The 18,256-nt window shown below is 26.8% G+C and carries 18 protein-coding genes; 4 read left to right on the top strand and 14 right to left on the bottom strand.

Going from position 1 to position 18,256, the window contains the following annotated elements:
* Positions 1-13: 13 nt before the first annotated feature.
* The 10 genes from BR69_RS0116965 to BR69_RS0116915 all read right to left on the bottom strand — a co-directional run bounded on the left by BR69_RS0116965 (position 14) and on the right by BR69_RS0116915 (position 8,588).
* Entirely contained in the window at positions 14-337 is a 324-nt protein-coding gene (locus BR69_RS0116965; RefSeq protein WP_027634275.1) for a single-stranded DNA-binding protein, read from the bottom strand.
* Positions 338-405: 68 nt separating this feature from the next.
* The gene (locus BR69_RS0116960) at positions 406-1,035 is read right to left on the bottom strand and encodes a hypothetical protein (RefSeq protein ID WP_027634274.1); all 630 of its coding nucleotides are present in this window, start codon (positions 1,033-1,035) and stop codon (positions 406-408) included.
* 203 nt (positions 1,036-1,238) lie between these two features.
* A complete protein-coding gene (locus BR69_RS0116955; protein ID WP_027634273.1) occupies positions 1,239-2,336 on the bottom strand; it encodes a hypothetical protein in 1,098 nt (365 codons plus the stop codon).
* 371 nt (positions 2,337-2,707) lie between these two features.
* Positions 2,708-3,604: an HD domain-containing protein gene (locus BR69_RS0116950; protein WP_027634272.1), complete on the bottom strand. Its 897-nt coding sequence runs from the start codon at positions 3,602-3,604 to the stop codon at positions 2,708-2,710.
* A gap of 225 nt (positions 3,605-3,829) precedes the next feature.
* Positions 3,830-4,267, bottom strand: a complete 438-nt coding sequence (locus BR69_RS0116945) for a GNAT family N-acetyltransferase (protein ID WP_027634271.1) — start codon at positions 4,265-4,267, stop codon at positions 3,830-3,832.
* Positions 4,268-4,429: 162 nt separating this feature from the next.
* Positions 4,430-5,173, bottom strand: a complete 744-nt coding sequence (locus tag BR69_RS0116940) for a hypothetical protein (RefSeq protein WP_027634270.1) — start codon at positions 5,171-5,173, stop codon at positions 4,430-4,432.
* A 136-nt stretch (positions 5,174-5,309) separates the two neighbouring features.
* Entirely contained in the window at positions 5,310-6,326 is a 1,017-nt protein-coding gene (locus tag BR69_RS20745; RefSeq protein WP_034850038.1) for a S66 family peptidase, read from the bottom strand.
* 327 nt (positions 6,327-6,653) lie between these two features.
* On the bottom strand, positions 6,654-7,292 hold the full coding sequence (yidC, locus tag BR69_RS0116930; RefSeq protein ID WP_034850036.1) for a membrane protein insertase YidC: 639 nt from the start codon (positions 7,290-7,292) through the stop codon (positions 6,654-6,656).
* Between the two features lie 280 nt (positions 7,293-7,572).
* Positions 7,573-8,265 carry a DUF1048 domain-containing protein gene (locus tag BR69_RS0116920; protein WP_027634267.1) on the bottom strand — a complete coding sequence of 231 codons (693 nt, stop codon included), beginning with the start codon at positions 8,263-8,265 and terminating at the stop codon, positions 7,573-7,575.
* 2 nt (positions 8,266-8,267) lie between these two features.
* Positions 8,268-8,588, bottom strand: coding sequence for a PadR family transcriptional regulator (locus BR69_RS0116915; RefSeq protein ID WP_027634266.1), 321 nt, complete (start codon positions 8,586-8,588; stop codon positions 8,268-8,270).
* A 220-nt stretch (positions 8,589-8,808) separates the two neighbouring features.
* On the opposite strand from BR69_RS0116915, the gene BR69_RS20740 reads away from it, so the two are divergent.
* From BR69_RS20740 to BR69_RS0116895, 4 genes are all read left to right on the top strand, one after another.
* Entirely contained in the window at positions 8,809-9,603 is a 795-nt protein-coding gene (locus BR69_RS20740) for a DUF5692 family protein (RefSeq protein WP_051623654.1), read from the top strand.
* Between the two features lie 243 nt (positions 9,604-9,846).
* Positions 9,847-10,203, top strand: a complete 357-nt coding sequence (locus tag BR69_RS0116905) for a DUF4180 domain-containing protein (RefSeq protein ID WP_027634265.1) — start codon at positions 9,847-9,849, stop codon at positions 10,201-10,203.
* A 265-nt stretch (positions 10,204-10,468) separates the two neighbouring features.
* Complete coding sequence (locus tag BR69_RS0116900) at positions 10,469-10,993, top strand: GNAT family N-acetyltransferase (RefSeq protein ID WP_027634264.1); 525 nt, start codon at positions 10,469-10,471, stop codon at positions 10,991-10,993.
* A 149-nt stretch (positions 10,994-11,142) separates the two neighbouring features.
* Complete coding sequence (locus BR69_RS0116895) at positions 11,143-11,475, top strand: SdpI family protein (protein WP_027634263.1); 333 nt, start codon at positions 11,143-11,145, stop codon at positions 11,473-11,475.
* A gap of 58 nt (positions 11,476-11,533) precedes the next feature.
* Here BR69_RS0116895 and BR69_RS0116890 read toward each other — a convergent pair whose 3' ends face one another.
* From BR69_RS0116890 to BR69_RS0116875, 4 genes are all read right to left on the bottom strand, one after another.
* A complete protein-coding gene (locus BR69_RS0116890; protein ID WP_027634262.1) occupies positions 11,534-11,992 on the bottom strand; it encodes a 2-thiouracil desulfurase family protein in 459 nt (152 codons plus the stop codon).
* An 8-nt stretch (positions 11,993-12,000) separates the two neighbouring features.
* On the bottom strand, positions 12,001-14,367 hold the full coding sequence (locus BR69_RS0116885; RefSeq protein WP_027634261.1) for an endonuclease MutS2: 2,367 nt from the start codon (positions 14,365-14,367) through the stop codon (positions 12,001-12,003).
* A gap of 14 nt (positions 14,368-14,381) precedes the next feature.
* Positions 14,382-16,727, bottom strand: a complete 2,346-nt coding sequence (locus BR69_RS0116880) for a U32 family peptidase (protein WP_027634260.1) — start codon at positions 16,725-16,727, stop codon at positions 14,382-14,384.
* Between the two features lie 107 nt (positions 16,728-16,834).
* Positions 16,835-18,055: a cell division protein ZapA gene (locus BR69_RS0116875; RefSeq protein ID WP_027634259.1), complete on the bottom strand. Its 1,221-nt coding sequence runs from the start codon at positions 18,053-18,055 to the stop codon at positions 16,835-16,837.
* Positions 18,056-18,256 lie beyond the last annotated feature (201 nt).

Raw genomic sequence — 18,256 nt, 5'->3', positions numbered from 1 at the left:
GGCTTCTAAATTATTAGCTTACCTTTTTACTCTTTCCTAAAAACTTAAAGTCTTCTAAAAGTATATTAGTGGTATATCTTTTAATTCCCTCTCTATTTATATAGTTGCTACTTTTAAGCTTACCGTTTACAGCTATAAGAGTTCCTTTTTCTCCATAACTACACAACACCTCTGCTTTCTTCCCAAAAGCAACCACATCTATAAAACTTACACTTTCCTCTTTTCCTATGTACTCCTGGACAGCAATGGTGAAAGATGTATATTTCCCATCTCCCTCATTATATGTTTTAATCTCTAAACTTTTAGTTATTCTTCCAACTATTGATACATTGTTCATAGGTATCACTCCTTATTTATTATTATCTACATTATTGACCACAATAAATAAGAATATACGTTCCCCTATTAAATATTTTCTATATAATTTAAATATTCTTCTACTTCCTTTATGGTAAGATTATTTCTCTTAATATCCTCTTCATTCCCATCTAAGATTTCCTTAAACATATTTAAGGCTGTATACTTATATAACTTTTCTTCTTTTATTATATCTAATGCTAATTTAACTGCCTTGTTGTAATTTTTAGTACTAAAGAAAATCTCACATATCTGCTTTTTTAATTCTACTGGCAATATATCTTCTTTATGTAATAGTGTATCTAAAGCCCTAAATAAATAAGCCTTATAAAAACAAACCTTACTTTCTCTATGATTTAAATATATGTCACTTAAAATCTCTACCCCTTTTAAAGATTTATTAAACCCACTATCTCCTTCACTAAATATCCTATCTCCATGCTCTATAAGAAGTATTCCTAAAATGCTCATTTTACTATAATCTTTTATTCTATTATGATTTAATAAAAAACTTAATTGACTTAAATCCATAGCTTCTATTGCTCTTGAATTAAACCCTACATATTTTTTATAAAGCTTTTCTATTTCTTCATTAAAGTTTTTATCTTCCTTTATTAAAATTTCTAATTCTTCCGAAAAATCTACACCTATATTGTCATTTAAATCTGTTTTAATCATATTATTACCTACCCCTTTTTAATAATATAAGAGAACCTTTTCTTTATAATTTAATATATCATTGCATATTGCCTTTATCAAGATTAATTAATTATAAAAAATCTTATTGTCTTTACCTTAAATAATTTTTAAGGTCCATTATATTTAGTAAACTCTTTAAACTTATAAAGAAAAAAGTCATAGACTTAGGGATATACCCTATTCTACAACTTTTTTATCTTTAATATTTCTTCTGTATTGTTTATATAAATTTCTTTTATAGATTGTCCAATAGACTTAGAAAATATCAGGTTATCATTTATATCATTTAAAGTTCTTATAAATTCATGTATATTCTTTATATGATATATTCCTGGTACCCTTGTCCTAATATTACAGTTATCATTAAAGCATATTATTATTGGGATTAATTCTTTATGTCCTATTTTAGATTCCTTTAATAACTTTCCTATACCTAAAGTTTTCTCTTTTAATGTTGTTATCTCTTTATTTAAATTTATGACCTTAAGCCCCTTATCCACTAAAAGAAGATTTTCTTTTTCATAAAATAGTGTACCCTCTATATCCGAAAATCTTATAAGAAAAATATAATCTGATTTTATTAACATAGCTTCTGCAAATATATCTTCCTTAAAAAATACTCCATTTAATATATAATTATATTCTCCTATATTTTTTTCTAATAAGGCATTCAATAAATCTTTATACTTTAATGTGTTTTCTATTTCCTCATATATTCTTAAGAAGACATGCACATTATTTTCTTCCGTTTCTAAAAGAAGTCTATTTTTATTTATAATGTCTTCTATACTAGAAAATTCTTCATCCTTAGTTATTTCAACCCTAGCTAAATCACTGCTAAGACCATTAAAGTCCTCTTCATCTATATACTCTTCCACAATGTGTTTTTTATTAAGTCTAGATTTTTTTAATATTCTACTCACTATAGAATATGTAGCGCATATAAAGAAAAATCCCCCAATAGCTATAAACTTATATTTATCTAAAAATCTATATATCATAAAGCTTCCAATAAGAAATACTGAAATCTCTATCATAATATAAAATAATTCATCTAGTTTAAACATATCAGAATTTTTTAAATCCTCTATGGTTACAGAACTTCTAAGGTCTTCTATTTCTTTTTTATGCTTCAAGTAATCATCACTTGCTAATTGTCTTCCTCCCTGAAAACTAGAAATCTTATTTTTATAAAACTGTATATAACTATTACTTTTTTTTACCTTTTTCCCTATTTTCTTTAATAGATCATCATTTAAAAAAGGATTTAATATTATCATATATCTCCTCTCCCCCTTAAACTTAATAGGATTATTAACTTTATACTATTTCTATTTAAGAAAAGACCTTAACCTTCCATAGAACCTTAAAGGTATTTCCCTGTTCTTATATTGTTTAATCTGTATCTTAAAATAGAATTCTTAAATATCCTATAAATTTATATCTAAAGCTCTTAATAAAATATATTAAGTATATTTAAAATATATTTTATTATAATTATAAAATATATTTTCTACTTAATATATATTTAGGGTTACTGACTTAATTCTTAACTTATACTTAGTTATCTATATAGGACTACTAACTTAAAGATTAAAAATCTTTAAGTTAAATCCTATTGTATCTACTTCCTTTAATAATGTCCATAGGCTTATACAAAAATTTTACCCTCTATCCTTCTTTCATAAGGAGTCCATTGCCCCTTCTCCACACTTTCAGTTACTATTTCTATCTTGTTCATCATAGCATCTACATAGTCTGCGTAATGAACTATATGAGATTCCACTGTCTTAGGTGCTTTAGGGGATCCATATTCCTCTTTTCCATGATGTTGAACAATTATACCCTTTATTCTCCCCTTAAATTCTTCATCATATAATTCCTTATTTTCTCTAAAAGCATCTTCTATCATATTTACTCCAATTACTATATGTCCCTCCATATCCCCTCTTAGAGTATAGTTGAATGGTCCATCATAACTCATCTCATATATTTTACCTATGTCGTGAAGCTTAGCTCCTAGAATTGCAATTTCCTTATATCTGCAATTGTATCTATAGGATAAAACTTTGGTTAAATGCATTACATTTAATGTATGTTCTGCCAGTCCTCCTAAATAATTATGGTGTTGATATACTCCACCTATAGCCTTTTTAAATTTATTTATAAACTCTTCATTCTTAAAAAAGTATTCATTTAACTTTATTGCTTCCTCACTTTTAAATTCTTCCTTAGAAAGAAGCTCAATTTCATTCATAATATCCTCTATAGGTCTTTTAACTGAAGGTAAATAATCCATTATATTAAAAGTTTTTTCTTTTTTTACCTTGTCTACATCTATACTTTCTCCTAAAGTTCCCTTAACAGTTATTACATCTCCAACTTTAAATGCTCTATTTTCATCCTTAAATCTAGCTTTAACTTCTCCTGTATTATCTCCTATAAAAGCATATACATTATTACCATCCCTTGAAATAATTTTATTTATCATAAATGAGGTTTCTACCTTTTTTCCCTTATGTAAGGTTTTTAAATATTGATTTTTCATTATATCATCCTTTCTTTCACAGGTTGAAGTTTATATACTTTAATTTGTATATAAACTATCTTTTAATCAACATACAATTCAGTTTAACTCCCTTTATATATTTTGCACAAAATCATAATTATAATTAATGGGTATTTATTGAAATTAAAATCTTCAATTAAAATTAATTTAAAGAAAGAAAAAAGTCCTATTACTAATATATATATTAGTAATAGAACTTTTTATTTAAACTAATTTTTTTCTCATATAATATCTTTTATGATCTTCTGGACAATCTTCAAGAACTCCAAATACCTTATAACCATACTTTTCATAAAAGTCCTTAGCTTGAAAGTCAAAGGTATCTAAATGAATTAAAGTACACCCTAAAGATTTCGCCTTTGATTCTATTGTATTTAAAATTAAAGCTCCATATCCTTCTCCCCTATATTCCTCTTCTATAGAAATTACGTGTATCTCTAATATGTTCCAAAGATATAGAGTTCCAAGTACTCCTCCTATAATTTTCCCTAAGCTATTCTTTATAACAAAATTCATAGATGTAAAAGGATTTTCTTGGGTAAAAGGTACCCTAAGGTTATTATATTTTATTAGAATTTCACTTACTATATTACATTCTTCCTTAGTAGCTTTTTCTATGGTTATACTTTCATAACTTTTCAATTTTCATCCCCCTATAACTTTTTTAAAACTATAATATTTATATAATAAATTTATTTATCTTATAATTCTAAAATCTAGCTTCTTAATCTTAAGATAAAAACTGTAATTCTTATAACACTATTCTCTATAATCTATCTAAGAAAAATTTACAATGAATTAATTTTATATTTCATTATTTTTCCCTGTATTTCTTGATGATTCACTTATTATATAACTTAATCTTAACCTAGAGAAGTATTCATCACTTTCATTAATATCTTTTGATACCCCATTAATTTCTCTATTATATAAAAGCCCATCTACCGCTTTATACTTAACTTCTTTTCTTAAAATTCTATAAGCTATCATAGGCCACTCTCCATCTGTCATCTTATCCTTGGAATATTTTAATATACCCTTTGCAACTTCTTGTGAAAAACAGCAAGACCCTGCTGTAACATCAGCTTCCTTTTTAATTTCCAAAGAAAATATTCTATTAGTTATTCTCTCCGTTTCCTTCCAAGGTGTAGGATGAGTTTCAAAAGCTTTATTGGTTCTTCCTAAGATTAAATAATCATAATTAGGTATTATTTCTATAACTTCTTTAAGCTCTTCTTTGTAAAATTTTATCCAAGTTAAAAGTCTATCAAGATCTATATAATGATAAAATTCCCCTTCCTCTTCAAGGGCAAATCTTAAAACCTGTCTCCTTGCATCAGCGGCACCTCTTTTTTCTATAATCTTAATATTAAAGCCAAAACTCTTAAGACTATTATATATATGTTCATGAGTTTCTTCACTTATTGTTATATATGTATTTTTATATAACTCTTTTATACTCTCCCCAAATAATTTAATACTTTCTAAGTTTCTTCCCTTAGGATCATGGATTACTCCTAATAATGATACTTTGCTCATACTTCTCACATTTTCTCCCCTGTATAATTATTTTTTATATTAATATATAATTGCCGAATATAATCCTTTCAATCTAATAAACTAAGAACTTTAAATACTCTTAAACCTTTTAAAATTTACTTAGTAAAATAGAATAATTCTATAATTATTTTAGTAAAGTTTCTATTTCTCCTTTACTATCCTTTAACTTAACCTTTGCAATAGCTCCATTTACTATAGTAAGTTGTGGTTTTGTATGACCAACATCCACATGAAAAATAACTGGAACATTAAGGTCATTAAAAATTTCCTTTAAGCTATCCTCCAAGGTAAAATCTAAAACATCACTGTATCCTACAGGTCTTCCTATTAAAACTCCCTTTAAATAATTAAACCACCCTAACTCTTTCATTTGCCAAAGTGCTCTATATATACTAACGGAATTCATATCACAGCTTTCAAAGTATAATATAATCCCTTCTTTCTTATATTTTTCTCCAAAGGTTTTTACATCTCCAAATCTAGTTCCAACTAAATTACTGATAGTATCTAAGCATCCTCCTAAGATTCTTCCTTGAAATTCTGCATTTTCTCCACTTAAGCTCTTCCACTTAACTTTATTTGTTTCTTTATAATCTCCCTTAGGATCTTTATTTATATCAAACTTATCTTCCCCATAAAAATCAAAACTCTCTTGAAAAACTCTATCCTCTGCCTTTATAACCCTTAATGCATTAATAGTTCCTTTATTTAAACTTTTACTTCCAAAGTCTATCGCTAAGGGACCATGAAAGGTAGCTATATCACATTTTAATGTTAAAGCAAATAAAAGATTACTTATATCTGAATATCCTAGCACTCCTTTAGGTTCTGCCCTTTTTATTTCTTCATAGTCTAAGTATGGGAGCATATCTATAAGTCGTTCTCCTCCTGTGGCACAAAATATAAAATTAACTTTAGGATCAAGATAAGCTTTCATAAATGCATTTGCTCTCTCTTTTTTGGTATCAGACTGTAGCTTATAAAACACACCTATATTATAATATAATACTATTTTATATCCTAAAAACTTCAAATTTTCTATGGCTTTTTCTAATCTTTTTTCGTAATTTTTTATAATCCCAAAGGAAGGAGAAACAATAGCTATGGTATCTCCTTTTCTAAGAGGCCTTGTATATCTCATTCCTTTACTCCTCTTTATAAAAATATTCTAATCAAAAAACTTTCTTGTTTTTAACATATTATACTAAACTTTTCACATAAAAATTTTTAACTAGAATAGCATCTTATATTAATAATTTATAAATAAATCCATACTCTTTTTATAAATAATCAATATAAATCTGATATTAAAATCCTTATAAATCTTAATAATATTTCATCAAATGCTTTGTAATACTATTATAACACATTTTCCAATATTATCCTATTGTAATATATAATAGGATAATATAAAAAAGCCATCATAAGTAAATTATTACTCTCATGATAGCTTATAAAATCATTCTCCCTAATATATTGTCTTTTTATTTTTTATATATAATCTAAATCCTAATTCTTGAATAAAATTAACTAAAGATGAGGTTATAAAGTATATCCCTAAAGCTACCGGGGCTTTAATAGATATTAATAGGTTTATGATTATTATAGGAATTATAGTCTTCTTATCTATCTTATTATTTACCTTATCTTTAAAATAAGAAAAGTGTGAAATCATAGTTGGAGCTAGAGAAATTAAGATATATATTAAAGGAACAAAAAAATAATTATCATATTCTTTAATATTAATAACCCATGGAACTATTAAAGTGGTAGCCTCCATATTAATATTAGTTACTGTAAAATATAAAGATGTAACCACAGGTATCTGAATTAAAGTCCCTAAACACCCCTTTATGTTTTTTAATGATTCCTTTTCATATTTTTTCTGTTCTTCTTCCATCTTGTCCTTGTTATTTTTATATTTTTCCTTTATACTTTCAAATTCTTCTCTGAGTTTATTATTTTTATATAATATAACTTTTGACTGTATATCAAGGGGAGATAAAATTAGTTTTACTATTAGTGTAATAAGTACTATAGCCACTCCTAGATCCCCTGTAAAATTAAATAAAACTTCTATAATAGTATTTAAAATCTTAGAAATCATCACTTTTACTCCTTCTTATAAATAGTAATATTACGGTTTATTACTATTTACTAAAATAAAGTAGTAAATAAATAAATTCTATACTTATTATAAGTTCTATAACTGTAAACACAAACAACTATGGATGATATATATTTAAAAACTATATTTTTGTGATTAATAATTTTTAAAGATTTATCTTTATATAAATATCTAACAGTATAAAGAACTGTTATAAATAATAATATAATTGAAGTTATATTATATAAACTTATGACATTAAATAATTCCATAGTCATAATTAAATAATCCTCTTATAATATAGCTTTAAAAATTCAATAGTTACTAATACCCCTATCCCTAATAGAGTATATGGAATAATATCACCTAATAAAAATATCCTATAAGTATCTATAAAAAATAACTTTTCTCCTATAAATGAAGCTATAACTAATATACTTATAAATATTATTGGAATCTTAACATTTTTTCTATATAAGGAGCTATTCATTAAAAATACTTTATGAAATAGATCATAGCTTGATGTACCCTGTCTTCCTTTTTTAGATATGGGGATTATAAACAGTAACATCAATAAAATAAAAATCACCTGATTAAGGTTTATACCTAAAATACCCTCTCCAATTTTGTTTGTTATAACTAATACTCCTGATATTATAAGTCCCCAAATTATATTTCTTTCTAATAAGGATATTACTTTTAAGCTTTTACTTCTATTGCTTAAGTATTCCTCAATAACTTGATCACAAAATTTTTCATAGTCATCTCCAATAAATAAATTTATATTCCTATTATGAAATTGTGCTTGAAGTATAATATCTAAGATTTCTTGCAAAACCTCTTCTTTATCATATAAACTTAAGTCACTATTATTTATATAACATGTAATTGCATTATATAAACCTCTATTTTTTGTGTTAAGATTTTTTTTACTTTTATATCTTAAAAGTTTTAATTTAAAGTATGATACCATAATTATCCCTCCAAAACCTTATTAACACTATTTTTCACTTTATCCCAAGAACTAATAAAATTTATTAATTCACTTTCTCCTTCTTTAGTTAAATAATAATATTTTCTCATAGGTCCTAATGGAGATTTTTTCATAGAAGAATATATTATATTCTTCTTCTCCAATCTTATTAATATAGGGTATACACTTCCCTCTGAAACTTCCTCAAATCCATAGTTTATAAGACTTTCACAAATTTCATATCCATAGGTGTCACTATCTTTTATTATTTTTAATATACACCCTTCTAATAACCCTTTTAAAATTTGAGTAGAATTTCCCAAGTCATCACCTACTTTGTATTACATAATAGCTTATTTATAATTTATCAAAGCTACTATGTATTGTCAAGTAGTCTCTTGTCTTTCATTTCAAAGTAAAATAATTTAATTAATTGTTTACAATTGATTAAATTATATGATATTATGAGTGTGTCTATATGGAGAATATTGTAAATATAATATAACTTAGTGTAATAATAAAATAATATTAGGAGGTATATCAATGAATTCTATAATATATATGCTTATATACATATTAATTCTCTACACTTTTCATGAATTAATGAGAAGAAATATTAAATTAGCCCTGGCTATTTGTATTCTTTCTCTTTTAACTATTCCCTTTTGGGGAAATAACTTAAGCTCTCCTTTTAGGATAGCTAAAACCCTTAGTGTTATTTTTCCAACCTTATTTTTAACCCTATGTAGATATAGTGAAAAGTATGATACACTAAAGTTTTTACAAAAGCCTTGGACAAGTATTGCCTTTTTTATGATAATTGGAATTAATATTTTAGAGGCTTCCCTTACAGATTTATTTGTAACTAAAAATATCCTTAATGGACTCTGTGGACTAATTTTATGTATTACCATGCCTCTTCCTAAAAATAATTGGCTAATTTCTATTGAGGGTAATAAATATACTAATATCATAGTTAACAATATATCTATAGCCTGGATTTTTCTTTATACAGTATGGGATATTTGTTTTGTATACGGAGAAAACTATCTGTTTGTATTAAGTACAGTATCTGTATTATTAACTCCCTTTATAAGAGCACTTATAAATAATAGAAAGGATTTATGGATAAGTGCTAGAGCCTACACATTATTTTTTCACTTATTAACTCGAGCATCTTTAGGAGATATATTTAGTAACCTTATGAATAGTAGTAACCTTTATAATGTAAAGTTTTTAAACTATTTTAGTTATATAAATTTTACACTTCATATAATATTCTTAATTTGGTATTATAAAAAGGTTTTTTATAATAAGCATCATGCCTTTAAAGCTTAAAATAAATTTTCTTTTTTAAAACTTATCTATCTTTTTAAATATGAATACTCTTTTTAAAGAAAAATACTTAAGCGACTATATAAAGTTTTTTAATCTTAAGGATTCCATATAAATATATAATAATATTCAAAAAACTTATTATATTTACATTATTGAAAAAATAATTTTTTAATATATAATATCAATATATATGTAACAAATGTATAATGTTTATATACTCTACAGATTTAAAGGAGGTAAAGTATGAATATAAAAGTAATAAATAAAAATGATGTAAATATAGCAGTTATATCTAGCGATGATGTAATTATTAATAATGTTCAAGATGCTTTAGATCTTATGGTAACGGTTAGATATGATTATAATTGCGATAAAATAATTATTAACAAGAAGAATATAATTGAGGATTTTTTTGACTTAAAAACTGGTATTGCTGGTGAAATAATTCAAAAGTATACAAATTATCAGCTCCCTCTAGCTATTATTGGTGAGTTTCACCAATATAATAGTAAAAGTTTAAATTCTTTTATCTATGAATCCAATAAAGGAAAGAACATACTCTTTAAGGGTACAGAAGAGGAAGCTGTAGAATCCTTATAATACTTTCCTCTTAAATTTAGATAATCATACTATTAAAAAGAATATGATTATCTAAATTATATTAAACCTTAATGAAAATTTTTAATAATATAAAAATCTTACTATTTTTAGGTTTTAATTTCTTACTATAAGGTAGAATTTCTTATAATAAGTAAAATTAAAGCCTACTTTATATAAGTATTATTTCTCTAGTGTACAAGTAAAATATTAAATTAAGAAATTATAGAATTAATACTTTTACTTTATATATAATGAGGTGATAAAGTTGAATTATAGACTACTTAAAATGTCAGAACTTAAGCTATTAGGTGACATTGATAGAAGTGAAATTACAAAGGAAACTTATTATTATAAAAATCATAAACTAGAATTAGTAAATGAGTTTTACAATATTAACGGCTGGAATCTAGAAGAACTACATGAATACATTGAAAGACTAGAAGATATATATTCTAGAAATGGTACTATATATGGAGCATTTCATAATAATAAAATTGTAGGCTTAGGTGCTCTAGATAATAAGTTTATTGGTTTAAATAATGATGAACTTAAGTTAGATATGTTATATATAAGTAGCAACTATCGTAAAAAAGGCATTGGTAAAAATCTAGTTGCTTTATTATGCGAAAAAGCAAGGGATTTAGGTGCTAAAAGGCTTTATATCTCTGCTACTCCTTTTAAAAATACAGTGGATTTTTATTCTGCCCTAGGAGCAAAGTTAACAAATGAAATAAATAAAGATTTATATGAGTTAGAACCTTATGACATACATATGATATTAGAATTATAATAGCTCTATTCTTGTATAGAGTTTACTACTATCATTTGCACTAATGTTCATAGAAGTTATGTTCAATCTACTAAAGATTTTTTATGAACTACAATCTAGAAAAAGAGAAAAAATAAGAATTGATTTTAAATGAAATTTTGGAGGTGTATATGATAGGTCTTGTAGGAATAATATGTTTAGTCCTTGGGTTTATATTTAAGGTTCTTCCACCACGAAAAATTAATTGTATATATGGTTATAGAACTAACTTATCAATGAAAAATCAAGATGTATGGAATGAAGCACAAAAATATTCAGCCATCACTCTTATTATATTAGGTTTCATTTATGTGGCTTTAGAATTTCTTTTAAATCATTTAATTAAAAATCTTAGTATAGGTTTTGAAAATATATTGATTTTAATAGGTTTTGTTATTATGATTTTTCTTGATGAAGTTCATCTTACAAAAGTTTTTAAGAAAGATGGAAGTAGAAAATTATAGTATAAATAAAAAGGATTTAACTCATTAATTATGAATTAAATCCTTTTTTATTTAAGTTCTATTTTATTAACCTTTCAGCTTCCTCTTCAGTTATTACCTTAAATCCATTTTTTAATAAAAGTTCTGCAGTAACTCCACTCCCATTTTTTAATGTACCTGTAAAAGTTCCATCATAAATTTTTGAAACACCACAGGATGGGCTTTTAGATTTTAATATTATATATTCTGGATTTATAGATTTTGCTATGTTTAATGTTTCCTCTGCACCTTTTATAAATTTTTCTGTACAGTCTATATTTTCCTTAGTAATAACTTTACTTTTTCCTTGTAGAACCTCTTTTCCACTTCCAAAAGATATTTCACAAGGTTTTCTTGGAGTTTCTAGTCCGCCTAATTGTTCTGGACAAACCATCATAACCTTTCCCTGTTCTAAAAGCTTTTTTAGAGGTTTCTTAAGATTATTTCCTCCATTATATTTACAATTCACTCCACAAAGACATGCACTAACAAGTATCATAGCTTCACCTACTTTAATACGGCAACAGTTACCCCAGTACCACCTTCACCGTATTCTCCAAGTCTAAAGTTCTTTACATGAGGATGTCTTCTTAACATTTCATTTATGGCGTTTCTAAGTACTCCTGTTCCCTTACCATGGATTATAGACACCTCATTAAGTCCCCCTAAATATGCATCATCTAAATATTTATCTGCATTATAGCAAGCTTCTTCTGCATCCATTCCTCTTAAATCTACTGAAGATTCAACCCTTCTTAAATTAAGCTTTGCTTCTCTTTTCTTTGAACCTCTATCCTGTTTACTTGAAGTACCATTTCCTATAAGTCTTAAATCTGAGAGCTTTACATTTATCTTCATTATACCTGCTTCAACCTGTACTTCTCCCTTATTATCTGGAAGGGTTAATATAGATACCTTTTGATTTAAAGAAGGTAACATAGCCTCCATACCAAGGGTAACCTTATCTATCTTTTCACCCTTGTCTTTTGTTGATAAACTTACCTTTTCTTCATGGCTTTCTAGTTTATCTTTTAAAGTCTTTCTTTGTTCTTCTAGCATAGCACGAGCTTCTGAGCCATAGCCCATTTTTTCTAAATCTCTCATATCCTTTAGAATTTGGTCAGCTTCTTCCTTAGCATCACGAAGGACACTTCTCGCTTCTCTTCTTGCTTCTTCTAAGGCTTTTTCTCTTATCTTATCTATTCCTTGAAGCTTATCCTCATAATTCTTTTTAAGTGATTCTATATTAGTTTTTAAGACCTCTGCACTTCTTGCATCCTTTTCTGCTTTTATGCTTTTTTCTTGAAGATGGCTTATTAAATCTTCAAACCTTACATTATCCTTAGAAATTAAGTTTTTAGCTTCTTCTATTATATGACCTTGAAGTCCAAGTCTCCTTGATATATCAAAGGCATTAGACTTTCCAGGAATTCCTATTAAAAGCCTGTAGGTTGGTCTTAAAGTTTCCACATCAAATTCTACAGATGCATTTTCAACACTCTCAGTCTCAAGGGCATAAGCTTTAAGCTCACTATAGTGAGTGGTTGCAACTAATTTTACATTTCTACTTCTTAAGTATTCTAGTATAGATACTGCTAATGCTGCCCCTTCCGTTGGATCTGTTCCTGCTCCTAGTTCATCAAATAAAACCAAGGACTTTTCGTTAGACTTATCTATTATCTTAACTATATTAGTCATATGAGAAGAGAAAGTTGAGAGACTTTGTTCTATACTTTGCTCATCCCCAATGTCTGCAAATATTTCTTCATAAAATGCCACAGAGGATTCTGATTTTGCTGGAATTAATATTCCACTTAATGCCATAATATGAAGAAGCCCTGCTGTTTTTAAGGTAACTGTTTTTCCACCTGTATTAGGTCCCGTAATAACTAAAGATGTAAAATCTTCTCCTAAATAAATGCTAGATGGAACTACTACCTTAGGATCTATTAAAGGATGTCTTCCTTCAATTATATTAAAGCTACCATCAGTATTTACCTTTGGCATTATTCCATTTATTGAACTACTAAACTTGGCCTTAGCAAATATAAAGTCAAGTTCCCAAATTATTTTACTATTATTCTTAACCTCAAAAATATTTTCATATACTCTTTGAGATAAATCAGCTAAAATTCTCTCAATCTCAGCCTTTTCCTTAAGCATAAGCTCTCTTATCTCATTATTTAAGTTTACAAGATGCATAGGCTCTATAAATAGGGTAGCTCCTGATGAGCTTTGATCATGTACAAGTCCTGGTACTGACCCCTTATGTTCAGCCTTTACAGGGATTACATATCTATCTCCTCTTACAGTATATAAATTATCCTGAAGATATTTTGAATTACTTCTTATAACATCATTAATTCTGTCTCTTATAGAAGAATTCTTTTCCTTTAATGATCTTCTTATATTATATAAGGTTTGAGATGCTCTATCTGATATCTCTTCTTCACTTATAATAGCAAATAAAATATCATCTTCTAACTTCTTTAAAGGAACTATTCCATCACAAAGACTCTCTAGTTCATAATAAGCCTCTTCCCCTTCTTTTCTAGATATATAATCCTTAAATCTCCTACTAGACCTTAGCATATTTGCTATTCTAATAAGTTGGCCTGACATTAAGGTTCCGCCCTTACCTGCCCTTTCAATACCTTCTCTTACATCATATAATCCTTCAAAAGGTGGATTCCCTTTCTTTAGTAAAAGGTTAAATGCTTCTTCCGTTTCCTTTAGATGCATTACAACTTCACGGGAATTATTGTAAGGCACTAGGTCCTCTATTAAATCCTTTCCTGCAGAAGTAGCCGTATATTTTTTCATTAATTCTTTTATCTTATTAAACTCTAAAACTTTTAATGCTTTTTCATTCATAGTAATTTCCCCTTTTATTCTACTCCTCTTTTATAATGTCCTCTTGTGTAATTCTCATAGCTATGATCCCACTTCCCTTCCTTAAAGGAAGTTATGACTTTTTCAACTTCTCTCTCATCTTCATTAATAAAATCTATTCTAAAGCTACTTACATTGTTTATCTCTTTCATCATAGGTATCAAGTTAATACTGTTGTTATTATATATATAACTCCTACAGAATACATCAGTATTTACTATAAATTCTTGGTTTTTTCTATCCCTTAATGTAAAGTCTCCCTTAACACAAGGCATAGAACAGTTATGACTAGAATCACGACCTCCCATAACACTACCTATAGGACAATATTCACTTACCATAAGTTCTGGGTTTCCATATAAAAGCACTTGAAGGTCCATAGTACTTTTACTAGCTAATTTGTTCATTTCTTTTTTATTTAACTCAAGGCTTATACATGCACCATCTATATGGGGTTTCATATATTCTGTAGCATAACTATTATATAAATTTAGTTTATAGTCTCCTATTATTCTTGTTTTATCCTTAAATGAATTTATTATTCCTAGGTTAGAAGTTATTATTCCCTCTATATTTTCTAAATTTCTTTCAATTATACTAGCTACCTTGTTAAACTCTTCCTTAACTATATTTGGTATTTTTAAATATAGTCTTTTTCCTTTTATATTCTTTAAATCATCTTCTTTTAAATACTGATTTCCCCTATAAAATATATTAACTCCTATATCCTCTACATTAAGTTCTAAAACCTTATTTAACTGTGTTTTAGTAGATACATTCACTAACAAATAAGGTAACTTTCCTATTTTTTCTTTTCTTAATCCCTCTAGTTCTCTCTTTATGCTTTCTTTCTTATAAGTATTAATCATACTACTTTCTATAGCTTCTATTATTTCTCTTCTTACAGCATTTAGAGATGACACTGGAAGAAACCCGTCTTCATAGGTGTTAAATATTATCTCTTCTATTTTAAATGGAGTATCTCCACTCTTTTGAAGACTATCCATTATTCTTTCTTTAGATAGAGGTTTATTCTTAGCTACTTGAACTATTTCCCCCTTAGTATAAAACTTATTTCCATGGAAATAAATGGTTATAGTTATTTCCTCATTTACCTTGAAATCTACTTTAGCTTTTAAGGTAATCTTTTTCCCATAAGGACTTAAATAGCTTGATTCATATGTCTTCATAAGATTATTGTCTAAGGTCTTATAGAGTTTTTCCCCTCTTTTATAATTAGTTGGGTGTATAATTACTCTATCCCCTTTATTTCCACTACTTACTTCCTTATTATTTACTAGTATCTTAGAAACACTAAAACCTTCCTCTCCATTTCTAATCCCATCTCCTACAAAAATAGCCTCTTCAAGGACTATTGTATTATCCTTTAAAACTGTACCTATATGTACTCCTGTGTTTTTAGGAAAACTATATGCCATCATATCTTTTCCTTTATTTCCATAAAGATAAGCCTTTGAAAATCCTTCTCTATTAAATAGTTGCAAAAGTTTTTTCTTTTCCTTTTCTTTATTTAAGCTATTCTTTTTATAATAAGAATCTACAGCCTTTTTATAACTTTCTACAACTCCAGCTACATATTCTGGTCTTTTCATTCGTCCTTCTATCTTAAGAGAAGCGGTTCCGCTTTCTATTAAATCCTCAACATTTTCTATATTGCATATATCCTTAGGACTTAGTAGATATCCTTTACTTTCTTCCCTTGTATTTTTATTTATAAGGGTATAGGGTAACCTACAGGGTTGAGCACATCTTCCTCTATTACCACTTCTGCCTCCGATTAGACTACTCATTAAACATTGACCTGAGTAACAAACACATAAGGCTCCATGAACAAATATTTCAGTCTCTATACCTAAATCCTTAGAGATATACTCTATATCCTTTAAAGTAAGTTCTCTTGATAAAACTATTCTTTGAAATCCATTATTCTTAAAAAATATTGCTCCTTCTCCATTGTGAATTGTCATCTGAGTAGAAGCGTGAATTTCAAAATCTTTAAAATATGTTTTTAAAATTTCTGCAACTCCTAAATCCTGTACTATTAATGCATCTACCCCTATAGAATATAAAAATCTTATGTATTCAAAAGCTTCTAAGATTTCTTCTTCCTTTATTAAAGTATTTAATGCAATATATATTTTCACTCCATATAAATGAGCATAATCTACAGCCTTTTCTAAATCCTCATTAGTAAAATTAGATGCATAAGCCCTAGCTGAAAACTTACTTCCTCCCATATAAACTGCATCACAGCCTTTGTTTATTGCCGCATATAAGCTCTCAAGACTTCCTGCCGGAGCTAATAATTCTATCCCCTTCATAAATTGCACCTCTCTACTATTTTTAACTTCTTTTGTTTTCCACTTAACTTATTATACATTAAATAAAATTCAATGTTAATATATAAAATAGCTCATGAATCCATGAGCTATGCTGTAAACATCTTTCTTATTGCCTTATTTTTAAGAGAACTTGGATATCTTTGACCATTTCTTATCATAAAGTTTACTTCCTCTTCTATATCAAAATCATCATTATTTTCTATATATCTTTCTATATCCATGGGAGGTATATATTCAATATCTTCATTTAAGCATATATATCTTATCTGGCTTTCTATAAGTTCTTCTATAAGAACTATATATTTATTTTGATAAGTTTTTAATTTATAAAAATTACTTGAGGTTGTAAATGATGTTTCCTTAGATTTTTCCTTTAAATATTCATTAAGCTTTTTATATTTTTTAGCCTCTTCTTCTAATATGGTTATTTGCTTACTTAATGATTCTACCTTATCTTTATAAGAGTTATTCTCCTCATAGTCCTTAAACTTTCCCTCTAAATCTCTAATGTTATCTGTTAATTGAAGCTTAATCTCTTCTAAAATAGATTTTTCTTTCTTTAGATTAAATACTTCCCTATCCTTACCTTCATTTTCCTTTAATAAAACCCTTTTTTCATTCTTTAGTTTTTCTATGGAGTTACTTTTTTCCTCAAGAATACTATTGGTTTCCTTAAGATTATTTTCTAAATCTACTAAAGAAATTTCCATGGATTTTTTCTCTTCTAAAGTTTTAGCTAAATTATCATCACAATTTTTCTCTATTTCTGACTTTTCTTTCCTATAAGTTTCTTCTAACTTATGTATTTCTTCTTGAAGGTTATTTAATGATTCTTCTCTATGTTCTAATATTATATTTTTATCCTGAATTTCTAACTTTAAATCATCTCTTAATTTCTTTAAACTTAAAATTTCTTCTCCATTCTTCTCCACAATACCTTCTAAGTTTTTTATCTTATTTTCATAGACATGAGTATTTTCTTTTATTTTTAAATTAAATGTAGTTTCTAAACCTTCTACTTTATCTTCTAATTCCTTATTATGTCTCTCCAAGTAAGATATTTGACTTTTTAAAAGTGCAAATTGGTTTTTTATTTCCTTGGCCTCATCTCTTGCTTTAAACATCTCATCTACAGAATTCATAGCTGTTAAAATAGCTGAAGAAGCTGTACTTAACTTTTTATTTCCATCTATTAAATTTTTTATTTTTGAATCCACATAGTTAGCTACATTTATTAAATACTCTCTGTTTTCTTCTCCCTTTAAATTATACTCCATTCCATTTATTTCAACTGTTACTTTATTCATGGCAACCACCCTTTTATCCCACTTTATATTCAAAATAATTTAATTTACTACTTACATATATATTTAAGACCATATGAAGGTTAAACTAAAATGTAATTCCCTAATGGTATCTTCTTTCTATTTAAACATTATATAGCTTATTTATGAGTGAATTTATTGTATAATGTTAAACTCATAATATTTATATAATAGTCCTAGTAT

This window comes from Clostridium hydrogeniformans DSM 21757 (genome assembly GCF_000686705.1).
Lineage (GTDB): Bacteria > Bacillota > Clostridia > Clostridiales > Clostridiaceae > Clostridium_Z > Clostridium_Z hydrogeniformans.
Note: the sequence above shows the minus strand (reverse complement) of the source record. Positions and strands in the feature narration are given on the sequence as shown.